This is a genomic window from Pedobacter cryoconitis (assembly GCF_001590605.1).
Lineage (GTDB): Bacteria > Bacteroidota > Bacteroidia > Sphingobacteriales > Sphingobacteriaceae > Pedobacter > Pedobacter cryoconitis_A.
This window is the reverse complement of record NZ_CP014504.1, coordinates 3,452,820-3,464,797: the sequence shown is the minus strand read 5'-3', so window position 1 is coordinate 3,464,797 and position 11,978 is coordinate 3,452,820. Positions and strand designations below refer to the sequence as shown.

The 11,978-nt window shown below is 37.0% G+C and carries 13 protein-coding genes and 2 pseudogenes; 4 read left to right on the top strand and 11 right to left on the bottom strand.

Going from position 1 to position 11,978, the window contains the following annotated elements:
* Positions 1 to 52: 52 nt before the first annotated feature.
* Positions 53 to 238: pseudogene (locus AY601_RS26265) on the top strand (DUF3945 domain-containing protein); the annotation flags it as partial.
* Positions 239 to 590 (top strand): annotated as a pseudogene (locus AY601_RS26260) (conjugal transfer protein TraD); the annotation flags it as partial.
* A gap of 24 nt (positions 591 to 614) precedes the next feature.
* On the opposite strand, the gene merA reads toward AY601_RS26260, so the two are convergent.
* The 9 genes from merA to AY601_RS14080 all read right to left on the bottom strand — a co-directional run bounded on the left by merA (position 615) and on the right by AY601_RS14080 (position 7,379).
* A complete protein-coding gene (gene merA, locus AY601_RS14125) occupies positions 615 to 2,270 on the bottom strand; it encodes a mercury(II) reductase (RefSeq protein ID WP_068402187.1) in 1,656 nt (551 codons plus the stop codon).
* A gap of 58 nt (positions 2,271 to 2,328) precedes the next feature.
* On the bottom strand, positions 2,329 to 2,625 hold the full coding sequence (locus tag AY601_RS14120) for a cation transporter (protein WP_232324601.1): 297 nt from the start codon (positions 2,623 to 2,625) through the stop codon (positions 2,329 to 2,331).
* 47 nt (positions 2,626 to 2,672) lie between these two features.
* Positions 2,673 to 3,278: a mercuric transport protein MerTP gene (merTP, locus tag AY601_RS14115; RefSeq protein WP_068402185.1), complete on the bottom strand. Its 606-nt coding sequence runs from the start codon at positions 3,276 to 3,278 to the stop codon at positions 2,673 to 2,675.
* Complete coding sequence (locus tag AY601_RS14110; RefSeq protein ID WP_068402182.1) at positions 3,275 to 3,652, bottom strand: ArsR/SmtB family transcription factor; 378 nt, start codon at positions 3,650 to 3,652, stop codon at positions 3,275 to 3,277. Before AY601_RS14110 ends, merTP begins: the two co-directional genes overlap by 4 nt.
* A gap of 496 nt (positions 3,653 to 4,148) precedes the next feature.
* Positions 4,149 to 5,102, bottom strand: a complete 954-nt coding sequence (locus AY601_RS14100; RefSeq protein WP_068402180.1) for a transposase — start codon at positions 5,100 to 5,102, stop codon at positions 4,149 to 4,151.
* A gap of 10 nt (positions 5,103 to 5,112) precedes the next feature.
* Positions 5,113 to 5,478 carry a transposase gene (locus AY601_RS14095; protein WP_068395501.1) on the bottom strand — a complete coding sequence of 122 codons (366 nt, stop codon included), beginning with the start codon at positions 5,476 to 5,478 and terminating at the stop codon, positions 5,113 to 5,115.
* Between the two features lie 252 nt (positions 5,479 to 5,730).
* Complete coding sequence (locus tag AY601_RS14090; RefSeq protein ID WP_068402178.1) at positions 5,731 to 6,174, bottom strand: hypothetical protein; 444 nt, start codon at positions 6,172 to 6,174, stop codon at positions 5,731 to 5,733.
* A gap of 121 nt (positions 6,175 to 6,295) precedes the next feature.
* Entirely contained in the window at positions 6,296 to 6,661 is a 366-nt protein-coding gene (locus AY601_RS14085) for a DDE-type integrase/transposase/recombinase (RefSeq protein WP_198163529.1), read from the bottom strand.
* Between the two features lie 364 nt (positions 6,662 to 7,025).
* Positions 7,026 to 7,379, bottom strand: a complete 354-nt coding sequence (locus tag AY601_RS14080) for a hypothetical protein (protein WP_068402173.1) — start codon at positions 7,377 to 7,379, stop codon at positions 7,026 to 7,028.
* Positions 7,380 to 7,509: 130 nt separating this feature from the next.
* On the opposite strand from AY601_RS14080, the gene AY601_RS25725 reads away from it, so the two are divergent.
* The gene (locus AY601_RS25725; RefSeq protein ID WP_157287926.1) at positions 7,510 to 9,033 is read left to right on the top strand and encodes an ISL3 family transposase; all 1,524 of its coding nucleotides are present in this window, start codon (positions 7,510 to 7,512) and stop codon (positions 9,031 to 9,033) included.
* A gap of 53 nt (positions 9,034 to 9,086) precedes the next feature.
* Here AY601_RS25725 and AY601_RS14070 read toward each other — a convergent pair whose 3' ends face one another.
* Positions 9,087 to 9,539, bottom strand: a complete 453-nt coding sequence (locus AY601_RS14070; protein WP_257722248.1) for an ABC transporter ATP-binding protein — start codon at positions 9,537 to 9,539, stop codon at positions 9,087 to 9,089.
* Positions 9,540 to 10,245: 706 nt separating this feature from the next.
* Positions 10,246 to 10,974 carry a LytR/AlgR family response regulator transcription factor gene (locus AY601_RS14065; RefSeq protein WP_068402169.1) on the bottom strand — a complete coding sequence of 243 codons (729 nt, stop codon included), beginning with the start codon at positions 10,972 to 10,974 and terminating at the stop codon, positions 10,246 to 10,248.
* A 482-nt stretch (positions 10,975 to 11,456) separates the two neighbouring features.
* Between AY601_RS14065 and AY601_RS14060 the strand changes: the two genes are divergently transcribed.
* A complete protein-coding gene (locus tag AY601_RS14060) occupies positions 11,457 to 11,963 on the top strand; it encodes a UpxY family transcription antiterminator (RefSeq protein WP_068402167.1) in 507 nt (168 codons plus the stop codon).
* The last annotated feature ends 15 nt before the right edge of the window (positions 11,964 to 11,978 follow it).

Genomic DNA, 11,978 nt, shown 5'->3' with positions numbered 1-11,978 from the left:
TGGAACATAAAGATCATAAACAAATGGAAATGCGACAAAATCATGGTAATCATTACAATCTATTATCAGTGTGGACATGCTTACCAATGAACTTGTTGCATTACGGACAGATTTCATAAAAATTCCCGATGAAATTAAGGGCGTGAAATTAGAGGATGCCCAGAAACAAATCTTAATGGAAGGTAAACCGTTAAAGTTAGAGGGTATGATTTCCACGAAAGGAACTGAATTTTTGGCAATGGACGATGTTTTCAGAAATATGCCTGATTTAAAGGAAGAGGAAGAAGAATGGAACAGGTACGGAATATCCGGTGGCGATGATAGTCTTGCTCAAGGGGTTACCTATGACGAACCAAGCTCCGTAGGGGCGTTATTCCAAAAAGGAAAATTTGGAGCAAGCCCAAAAGGAAATGGCGATTACGATAGTTCAAAGATTGCAGGGTGCCGAATTATTCAGCCTGCTGGAAAATTCCATCAAAGGTGCTTCCCGAAAAATTGCCGAGCTTTTGGATAGCACACTTTCATCTGAAACAGAAGCCAGTTCTTCCACTTTGAGGAATAATGATTTGAGTGATTTTGATATTGTATAGGCAAACTTCCGTTATTGTTAAATATTAACTTGCACAGCAACTCAATTTCGATACGTCTTTACCAAAAGTTATTGCTGCTAATTTGATGCCTTCTCCCAAAGTCAGATAAGGGTAGAAACTGTCTGCCAAGTCTTTTACAGTTATTCCGTGTTTGATTGACATACTTAATAGTTGGATAAGTTCTCCGCCTTCAGGTGCAACTACTCTTGCACCTATCAATTTGTCAGTTTCGGTGTTGCGAATGAGTTTGATAAAACCCCTTGTGTCGTTTGCTGCTATGGCTCTCGGTACGTCTTTAAGTTCCAATTTTGAAATTTCAAACGGAATGCCTTTGGCTTCTGCCTGTACTTCGTCTAAACCTGCACCTGCAATTTGTGGGTCAGTAAAAACCACCCAAGGCAAGGAAGTATAATCTGCTTTATTTTCAGCTCCTGAAAAAGAATTTTCTACAGCAATTTTTCCTTCAAAGGCGGCTGTGTAAACAAATGCAGGTGTATTGGCAACATCGCCTACTGCATAGATGTTAGGTAAATTAGTTTCCATTTTTTCGTTCACCAAAACATGACCCGTTTTGTTCAATTCTATGCCTATGTTTTGCAATCCCAGCCTTTGTGTATTGGGTTTTGTTCCTGACGCAACTACTATTCTCCCTTTTTCTGTGATTTGCGTAAAAGAACCGTCCGGACATTTGCAATGAATGATTGTCTCACTTCCTTTTTTCTCGAATTTAACAGCACGGAAATTAGGGAGGAGCTCAATACCTTCTTTTCGCATTTGAGTTTCCAATACTTCACTAATGTCAGGGGTTTGTTTCCGCAATACTCGGTCTGTAAATTCTATAATACGTACCTTTACACCTAAACGATTATATGCCATAGCTATTTCCAAACCAATGTAACCTGCTCCCATAATAGTGATGCTTTCGAGTTTTTCTTCTAAATCAAAAAGCGAAACATTGGTCAGATAGCCAATTTCATTCAATCCTTCAATGCTTGGAATATTTGTAGTGGCACCAGTGGCAATGATAAATTTCAAAGCTGTATACTCTGTTTTATTATCAACAACAATTGTTTTGTTGTCTTTAAACTCCGCCCAACCTGTAATCATTTTTAAATTTATAAAATCGCTCACCACATCCATATATTTCTTTTCTTGAAGTACGGCAACCAATTTTTTCTTGTCTTTGATAACTTGTGGAAAATCAATATCAACACCTTTTGGTTTTATACCTGCAAAGTTGGAATGTGTAGCGTGATAAGCATTTTCTCCTGCACGGATTAAATTCTTAGATGGCACACAACCTACATTTACGCAAGTTCCGCCAAAATCCAATCCACCGTTTACCATTAAGGTTGATAATCCTAAACTTTCGGCTTTTATGGCTGCTGAAAATGCTGCCGAACCACCACCGATGATAATCAGGTCAAAATGGTTGTTGTTACAACTTCCTGTTTCTGAAATTTCACCTTTTACACGATAGTTTTTCATGCCGTTGATGGTGTTGATGATTTCTTCTTTGCTGGTTTTTGAAGGGTCATAAGAACATTCGCAACTGGCCTTCGGATAGTTTACCTTAGCTTCTGTTACTCCTTCATTTTTTGAAAGAAGTTTTTCAATGCCTGTGGCACAATGGTCGCAGGTCATACCTGTGATGTCAAGTTTTATGGTTTCTTTGTTCATTACGCTTTCTTTTTTTGAGTTTCTTTGATGATTTCAGCTTTATAGCCTGTTTTTTCAATTATCCTAATGATAGGATCAGGATTTGTTTTCTTCGGGTCGTATTGAATAGTTGCCAAATCGCCGGATATTCCACTTTGTGTTCATTAATGCCGTCCACTTTTTTAAGGGCATTTGAAATGTGGTTGGAACAACCTGCACAAGTCATCCCCGTAATTTTCAGTTTCACGGTCTTACCTACTTGTTGTGTTACATTTTCTGTTTGTGCTTTACTGTCATTCGGTTTGCAACATTGGGCTTTGACCTGAGTAATTCCAATTAGGAACAAAGCACTCAATAAAATCAAATTCTTTTTCATTGTGTAATTATTTAATAAGATTCTTAAATAAAAAAAACAAAAAAATACTATTTCTTGCCAACCACTTTGTAACCTGTACCGTTGATGGCTTCTTCAATTTGAGCCAAGCTCACTTTGGTTTGGTCAAATTCCACTTTGGTAGTTGCTTCTTCGTAACTCGCATCTATCTTAACAATACCCGGCAACTTATTTACGGCATTTTGTACGTGTGAAGCACATCCATTGCAAGTCATTCCTTTTAAATCAAAAGTTACGGTTTGGATGTCCGAGGCATTGACGATTACAACTTCTTTGTTGTCGTTTGAAGGATAGAAAATGTGTGAATAGTTTGGAAAAGCGAGCATCAAGCCTGCAAACACGGTTACAACTCCCAAAAATGTTTTGGTCTGCATAAAAGGTTTCTTTTCGTCTTCTTCGCAATCACACTGAATTTCTTCGGCTGTTCGTGGTTTGAGTTTCTGATACCAAGCAAAGCCCAATACCAAAACAGTAATACCTATAAGATAAGGTCTTGCTGGTTCCATCCACGAAAATGTAGATGCCACTCCTGATGCTCCTGAAATAAGAGCCAATACAGGTGTTATGCAGCAAAGTGATGCTGCTACTGCCGAAAGAACTCCCGCTCCAACAAGTCTGTTGTTTTTCTTGTTCATACTGTCTCCTTTTTTGAATTGTTTATGATGTGTTTAAAAAATGGACGAAGCAAGGTCAGTTGCTCTTGTTTCAAAGAGTAGAAAATGGTTTGTCCTTCTCTTCTCCCTTCAATAACGTTTCCGTCCTTTAGTTTTCTGAGATGTTGTGAAACGGCTGGGATACTCATTCCGAGAATGTCTGAAAGGTCGCAAGGACAGAGTTCGTTTTCTTCTTCTAAGAGAAATAAGATTTTCAGCCTTACTTCGTTTCCTGCCAATGCTAAAAGTCCGCTCAACTCGTTGAATGCTTTGTTGTTGTCTTGAAGTATTTCGCGACAATTGTCTATTTGAACCTTGTCGGCAAACACTCTGATACACGATTGATTGTTTTCCATAATTTCCTTTTTTAGGATTAAATAAAGTGATAAAGATACAAGTAGTTTTCTTATTTAAGCAAACACTTAAATATGTTTTTCAATAACTCTTGATTTTTGAATATTTGAATTAACTATAGAAATCAAGAAGTGCTGTATATTTCAACAGGAGTATTTAACCACAAAAAGCAATTTAGTGTGTATCATAATTATTCATCTTTTCTGAATAAACCGTTACAAATACGTTACGGAGCAAAATTTTGAAGTTTTAAAAAAAGTGATTATATTGCTTCTGTAAGCTAGAAATGATGATTTTTGTCCTTTAATGGACGGTCAAAGTAGAAGACTCATAATCTTTTGGTCGATGGTTCGAGCCCATCATGGCCCACTCGTAAAAAGCCGCTTTTCTCATCGAAAAGCGGCTTTTTTGTTTGGAAGGAAACGATATTTGCCTCTCATAGCTCAGTTGGTTAGAGTAAAAGAGGATCAATACCAAAACTTGTGGGGCTGAATTAAATTAGGCGTAAATCCGAGATAGTCTGAACAAGAAAAAATCGATATTTCTCACCCCCCTGAATTGGGATCTAAAAGCTTTGAGTTTGGCATTAAAAGATTCTGCAGAAGCATTGGTAGATCTGTTGTCGAAATAATTCAAGATCGTTTGATAGTGATTTTCAATGGTTCTTGAAATGGTATTAAAAGCTTTAAATCCCGCTTGCCTTACCTTTTCGTGCCATCTGGCCAGCCTGGCCAAACCATACACTTTATCGGTAGTTTTTTCAAAGATATTGCTGAGGTTCATACTTAAATCATAGGCCTGCTTCAGATCCGGATAACGCTCAAATAACAGATCTGCTCTTTCTTTTTGACTTTGAGTCCAATATTCAGCACGTTTATACAAAACGTATCTGCTTCTGGCCAGTAATTGCTTGAGGGTATCCCCATTAGGGAGAAAGCTGGACTGGAAATCATAGTTCCCTTTTTTCGCCTTTTCTATCGCTTCATTTTCGGCATCTAATGCTGCCCATCGGTGCTTGATTCGCATTTCCTGCAAGGCTTCTGTGGCCAGTTGCTGTACATGAAACCTGTCGGTTACCCTGACCGCAACAGGAAATGCTCTTTTGGCAATCAGTTCCATATTACCAGCCATATCCAACGTAATTTCTTTCACCTTCCGCCTTTTATTCAATGGAATTTTTCTAAGCACTTCAATGACAGTTTCTGCTTTTACACCTGCAACAATTGCTACAATTGCCCCTTTTTTACCTCTGGCAGCTTTATTAGTGACAATGGTATAAAGCTCGCCATGGGACACGCTGGTCTCATCTATGGAAAGTTGTGTACCCAGATTGTCTGGATAAAGCAACCATTTACTGGCATGTTCTTTTTGATCCCAACTCTTAAAACCACTTAAAAAATCCTTGTACTGACGCCCAAGATTTCTGCCTTTTACTCCATAAAAGTTCCCGATCGTTTGAATATCATTCGGGGCGGTACTGACTGAGTTGTTTTAAAAAAGCCGCGAATTCCCCTGTCATTCGCGTTCCCTTAGCAACCAGGCTCCAGTCTCGGTAAGCCACTTTTCCTGTGGTATGGTTCAGCCATCTGCGTCGTTTGATATGAAAAAAGACCTGATGTCCGCGCATGGGGAAATCCTGGACGGTGATGGTAGGAAAGAAACCTTTGGACTCCAGTTTATCCTTTTCAAATGCCACTGGAATAGAATTCACCTCTTCCAGAGCAATATGTAAAATATCATGCTCTTTACGAGCAGATTTCAACTCAAAATTCTCTAATATAAAATCGGGTAATAATAAACGTAGGAGCTCTTGGTAACTTGATAACATCTGTAAAATTCAAAGCCCAAAACTAAAAATTTTCACGCTTCCCCACAAGTTTTGGTATTGATCCGTAAAAGACTAATGATCTTTTGGTCACTGGTTAGAGCCCTGCTAGGTTCATAAAGTAAAAAGCTATTCTTCGATGGAAAAAGGACTTATTTCGCTTATAATGGAATATTTTACCCCGCATCACTGAATTTGGCAGTCGTCCAGCAGTCAGGTTCAACAAGAATTTTTGTTTAATTACACGTAAAAGTGTTACGTAACAAACTTGCAAAACAACCATAAATACCAGGAATATCCCCGCAATGTCTTTTGGTTCAACCGCAGTGATCGCTTATAATTGATATACTGTTTCATTTGCCCGCCTATTTCACCTTCAAGTACAATAACTCCCCGTCGTTGGATTATCTCTATCATTTTGTTTGTTTCTGCAAACTGGGCTAAACAAAGTGCGCATCTTAAACAATGTTTCTGATGATGGGTAAGTTTTGCGATAAGTTGATCGCCATAAGTAAGGTTCAGATAATCTACAATGGTTTTAGGGGTACACTTTTCTATATGCACATTGTCCATGTACACTTTTACCTTTTTCCAAATCCAATTGTATATGATTACTGTTTGTTTGCTTTGTCCTATATCTTCCAGATATTTTGAAGCCGAATTAGTGAGTTCCTCGAATGAGGCGTAGTTTGTAGACATAACATTATTGTTTTAACAGCCACTACATTGTGAACCTCTATCAATAACGTTATGTAAACTATTCTAAGGTTAAAAATCTTATAAACAGTTATTTATAGTGGGTAGTTTACATATGTAATTTTTACACATAATCTCTTGGTTTGTAAGCACGAGCAGGGATAATGGTGGTGTCGTAGTGTTCGGCAAACTCCAAAAACGTTTCATTCACCATAGGTTCATACCGATCGCTACGTGTTACTGCAGACTTCAGGTTGTCTGGCATGATCACCCGCGGAACGCCGCCAAAGAAGTGCAATGCATTTTCAACCGATTCAATGAAGCCTTCTTTCCTTTGGCTCATCGAGGCTTCCGCATAGGTCAACTGACTGGCTCCAAGGATGGCTACGAAAAACTGAACGTCGATAATCTCTCCGCTGCTACGGTCGATGAGTCCGAGTGTCTGACCGGCATAGTCAACAAAAACTTTGTCTCCGGCTTTATGTTCCATATGCATCACCGGTTTGATGTTCATGAGCTTGTTCCAACGGACAAAGTGTTCACAGATTGATCATTCCGATAATGATCAGCCATGAAAATATTTTGGTGAGCAAAAAAGAAAACTTACCTCTGTCTAGTAGTTGGTAAAGAAATAGTGTTGAAAAGTGCTTTTTGCGACCTGACGTAAGTTGAAGGAGCGTGCCATTTGACCTTGAGCGCTCTACTTGGTTGGTGAAATTCGAATATACAACGACGCTTAGGCTGATTAGGATTAGAATAAAAACAAAGGTAATAGCAGGGATTAATAAAGAATGATAGATCAGCCCAAGTATTGACGCAAATAGTCAGTAGCCAATTAGTGGTAACGAGATCATCTACTGGACATAACACCAGGCAAAGAACTGAGCTGCTTTGCTAGAGGATGTAATACTGTAAGAAAGGAACTTAAATTGATCTTTCTTAAGTTCCTGCCCAATAAACTGCCAACTCTTAATGGTGTAGAATATCCAAAGTACAAATACTGCACCCATAATAGCTGGTGAAGTCAGGAAAGTCATTATTAGCATCAAGTGATAGAAAACAGATTCCTCCTTTCTGTAAATTCCTGCTGTTTTGATGAAAAAGCAATAGCTGATCACGGTCACAAAAAAGAAAAGGAGTATTCCCGAATGTTCTTTATAAAACCTCCAGGCAAATGATTTAGTTAGTACAATCCTTGTTGGTAACATATTAATTCACCAACAATAAAGTGTCCTGAATAGAGTGTATTGCGCTCTGGATATTCTGGACTATGCTGGTTCTTCCCCACTTTTGGTGGTAATAAATGAAATAATCTGGCATTCTATCGTTACTAACTTAATGAATGCCAGCCAAGTAATCTTCAATAATGTCAATCAATTTAAGGTTGTATCAGTAGATAATGAAACAGATAGCTTTATTATCTATATTTCAAGCAAGAGTAAAAAGTCATTTTGTCCAAATTGTGAGGAAGCCTCATCAAAGGTTCACAGTTATTATACAAGAAAATTTGCTGACCTTCCTGCATTCGGAAAGTGTTCTAAAATCGTTTTGCGGGCACGCAAATTTTATTGTAATACCCTGGAGTGCCCGTTGAAAGTATTTACAGAGCGATACTCTGACCATTTCAAGCCTTATCAAAGAAGAACCGACAGGCTAAATATTAAATTATTAAATATAGTCATCGAATCTGGTGGAAAATCTGCTGAACGCATCTGTAACCAGCTTTCGATTCCTATATCTGATACTACCTTATTGCGGATAATAGAAAAAACGGAACTTCCCAGCAATAATAATGTGATTGCTCTAGGTGTCGATGACTGGGCGATAAAGAAGCGAGAACGATATGGGAGTATACTTGTAGACCTATCAACGAATCGCCCAATCGGATTACTCGGTGATCGAGAGGAAAAAACACTTAGCCTTTGGCTACTGGAAAGAAACCAAGTCAAAGTTATTTCCAGAGACAGATATGGTAATTACCAGAGAGCTTCTACAAAAGGTGCCCCAGAAGCTATCCAGGTTACAGATCGTTGGCATCTATTGAAAAACCTAGGTGAGGCAATGCGGAAGATCTTGGATCGGGAATATTTAGCTCTGAAAAAAGTCAGAGAAGCTAACCGTGAGACTAAGACAACTGAACCACGAATCCTAAAAAGTACCGTCCCCTCCGCTCAACAAAGGAAATTTAAAGAAGTGAAATTGCTGCTTGAGCAAGGTGTTCCCATCAAGGAGATAGCAAGAAGATTCAAGATGAGCCGTATAACGGTCAGAAAGTATAAGAATTGTGAGGAATTACCAAAAAAGAGGTACAGCTCGCCAACTGGCCTAGAGAAATTTCTCAACTATATAAAGAAAAGAAAGATAGAGGTACCGGAAATCCAGCTAAAAACGTTACATCAGGAGTTATCAAACCTTGGCTACCGAGGTGCATATTCTACATTGTCCGATGGTCTGGCGAGGTACAAAATGGCCATTGGTAGTAAAAAAAGAGAAAAAAAAGTATTACCAACCAATCTAAGTTTCTGGAGGCCATCAATCACATCCCAGCTATTTTTTAAGGAGGCAAAAAAGCTTTCAAAAAATGAAGCTGATATACTGAATGATCTTTGTGATTCCTCAGCTACCTTAAGGCAGTCATTGTGGTTTATAAGGGAGTTCCGGCAAATGATGCTTAGGGATCGAAGTAGTGAGGGTTTAGAATCATGGATTTCAAAAGCTATAAACTCTTCAATTAATGAGTTACGTGGATTTGCAAATGGATTAAGGCAAGATCTGAAATCGATAAAAAATGCTTTCGACCTAGCCTGGAGCAATGGGCCAGTGGAAGGGAATGTGAACAAACTTAAAACGTTAAAACGTTAAAACGGCAAATGTACGGGAGGTGTTCACTTGGTCTTTTGGAAAAAAGGCTCGTATTAGCTCCATCTTAACCACCAAAAGTGGGGAAGAACCAGTATCGCCAGAATATCCAGTTCATCCAATAAAATGAGTTTTGGCTTGCCCATAAAAGTCAATATCAGCGAAAGTTTTTTCAACATACTGCTGGAGTAAGTACCCAACGGCTGATCTAGATATGGTTGAAGTCCAATTGTCTGGGGGTAAAATGCCTTTTGTTCATTTGTTCCACCTTTTGCTTCAGCGAACATATCAATCAACTCTTTTCCGGTAAGAAATTCAGGAAAGATCGGTTCTGCTTCCGCAAAGTTCACTAACCTGCGGTAATCACGCTTATGTTTTTTTATACTGATTAGCTTGTTAAGCAAAACATCGCCTTCAAAGTGTAAAATGCCAGCTAAAGATTTCAGCAAGGTGCTTTTTCCTGAGCCATTCGCGCCTTTAAGCCAATATACGCCTTCATCTAAACTCAGTTCCTGTATGTCAAGAATCGTTGTTTTCTGATATTTCTTTATGAATTTGTTAAAGATTGTCTTAATGTTAAGACACCGAATTAATACATTTGTTACAATAGGTCTTATCTTTCAATGTCTTACAGGCGGCATTATGTGGTAAAGCGAGGACATACAAGAACCAAGTATGTAAATTGTCTCGTGGAATCATTACTATTTTCATATAGTCGAAAATAAAGAATAGAATTTGGTTTATTGACTTAGGTTGATTGGAAGGAAATCACCATTATTTATTTTTTCGAAAAAATCGGCCATTAAAGCTAAATCAGAAAGGAAAAAGTTCGAAATTTGCGCATTAGCGACCACATAAAGCTGTTTCAGAAGAAATTTTGAAGCAGCTTTTATTGTTTTTTGGAGCTGATTTTCGTCGGCGAAGTTACCATAGGTAGTCGTCCTTTGATCAGGATTATCGAAAATCTATAAGAGATCTGGGCTCAAAAATTAATAGTCTTTCTTGTGATCCATTACGAAATTATCTTAAATATAAAGATAAGGTAATTGACTTCATTGCCTTTGCTAGAATGCATAGAGATGCTTTTATAGCTAGTAATCAGTACTCAATGTAGTAGCCATTAAGAAAAAGGAGGGAATAATAGGCATTAGGGTTTCTAAAAAAGCCAATCCTGATTTAGATAAAGAAGCTCTGAAAGTATCAAAATTAATCATCTCAGTTTGGACCTGTTTTTTTCTGATCAATCGTACTCACATTTAATCTCAAGTAAAATGATTCCTTATAACTTGGTCCTACCGTTATAACAATATTATTAGTAGTCATGATATTACCATTACTTACATAAAGGATTTTTTTTTCATTAACTATATATGATTTTTGAACTCTTATAAATAACCTGGGAGGTAGCGATTCTTCGAGATCTCTCATAGTTATATAGGTTAAATATTCTGCAGATTCAGTATGTATAGTCACGTAGTTTAATGCACCTTTGATATATACGATCTCATTAAAATTAAGTCTGATATGCTTTCCTTTGATACCTGTTCTGATATAAAATGAATCTTCGAAATGTGTATGTTCACTTTTGTTATGCAAATGTTTTTTAATCTTTTCAACTGCAAATAGAAATCGAGGGTAAGAAAAAGGTTTTAAAAGGAAATCCAATGCATTATGATCGAATGCATCCACAGCATATTTTGAATGCACTGTTACAAAGATTATAAAGATTTTTTTGTCAATGAGTTTTGATAATTCGATGCCGGATATTTGTGGCATGTCCATATCTAAAAAAAGAATTTTAGGAGGATTTGTTTTGAGTATATCCAAGGCCTCAAGAGGATTCTTTGATGTGCCTTTTAATGTGAGACCAGGGGTAGTTTTAATGAATTCTGTTAAGAGGTTGGTGTTATAATCCTCATTATCAATGACGTAGCATGAAATCATATTGGATTTAATAAGTTATATGGTTCGGTAAATAGTTTAATTAATCTCTATTTATTGTTTTATCCGATTAATATAAGTTTTATTTTTCTAAATGTAATAATACAATTATTATTATTGGAATTATAAATTGCTTTGAGATTAATAAGACAGACATGATTAGCAATGTTTCGATAAAAGACTTGATTATATAGTTTGTAAATTAATAAAGTTTCCGTTTCATATATAGAAACCTGGTTTTCATGTAAAATAGTTGAAGACGTCAATTGAAATTTATAGTTTAGGACTATGGTGATATCATTGATTTTAGAAATATATAGCTCATTAAGGTCTTCATATTTTAACAATCAATAGCATATATTATCCTTCTGGATTAAAGTAAGTATGTGACTTACTTCTGCGATAGCTATATAAGATGTGGTCAAATCTGTTCCATCTCTTTATATATAAAACACCAAATATTTATAATTACTCTTATAATTTGTATGAGCAAACTTATCCCAGGGTGGCACGTAATTTATACTAGGCCCAAACACGAAAAGAGAATTCATAACAGGCTGGCTGAAGTAAACATTAAATCTTTTTTTCCAACCGTAAAAAAACTTAAAGTATGGAGTGACAGACGGAAATATATTGATGTTCCGTTGTTCCCTTCTTATCTTTTTATTTACCTGGATGGCATGAACAGCTATTTTCAGACCCTTGATACGGAAGGATGCCTCTATTACATTAAAACGGATAATATAGTGTCGAGGGTTAGTGATTCTGTAATGAATAATATCATGCTTGCTACAAAAGAATCTGTTGATGTTGAAGTGTCTGATAACAGAATTAGCGTTGGAAAACAATTGGTCATAAAAGGAGGTGCATTAACAGGTCTTCAATGTGAGCTGGTTGAATATTATAATCATAAGAAATTATTAGTTCGCGTAGATTTATTAAACAGGAACATTCTAGTCCCGGTTCCAAAAGAAAACCTCATGCTTTTATAAGTATTGATTTTGATA

Excerpts from the sequence above, each read along its gene's own strand:
- merA (WP_068402187.1), bottom strand. The coding sequence starts at position 2,270 with ATGAACAAAGAAACCATAAAACTTGACATCACAGGTATGACCTGCGAC.
- AY601_RS14120 (WP_232324601.1), bottom strand. The coding sequence starts at position 2,625 with ATGAAAAAGAATTTGATTTTATTGAGTGCTTTGTTCCTAATTGGAATT.
- merTP (WP_068402185.1), bottom strand. The coding sequence starts at position 3,278 with ATGAACAAGAAAAACAACAGACTTGTTGGAGCGGGAGTTCTTTCGGCA.
- AY601_RS14110 (WP_068402182.1), bottom strand. The coding sequence starts at position 3,652 with ATGGAAAACAATCAATCGTGTATCAGAGTGTTTGCCGACAAGGTTCAA.
- AY601_RS14095 (WP_068395501.1), bottom strand. The coding sequence starts at position 5,478 with ATGTTATCAAGTTACCAAGAGCTCCTACGTTTATTATTACCCGATTTT.
- AY601_RS14090 (WP_068402178.1), bottom strand. The coding sequence starts at position 6,174 with ATGTCTACAAACTACGCCTCATTCGAGGAACTCACTAATTCGGCTTCA.
- AY601_RS14085 (WP_198163529.1), bottom strand. The coding sequence starts at position 6,661 with ATGGAACATAAAGCCGGAGACAAAGTTTTTGTTGACTATGCCGGTCAG.
- AY601_RS14080 (WP_068402173.1), bottom strand. The coding sequence starts at position 7,379 with ATGTTACCAACAAGGATTGTACTAACTAAATCATTTGCCTGGAGGTTT.
- AY601_RS25725 (WP_157287926.1), top strand. The coding sequence starts at position 7,510 with ATGAATGCCAGCCAAGTAATCTTCAATAATGTCAATCAATTTAAGGTT.
- AY601_RS14065 (WP_068402169.1), bottom strand. The coding sequence starts at position 10,974 with ATGATTTCATGCTACGTCATTGATAATGAGGATTATAACACCAACCTC.
- AY601_RS14060 (WP_068402167.1), top strand. The coding sequence starts at position 11,457 with ATGAGCAAACTTATCCCAGGGTGGCACGTAATTTATACTAGGCCCAAA.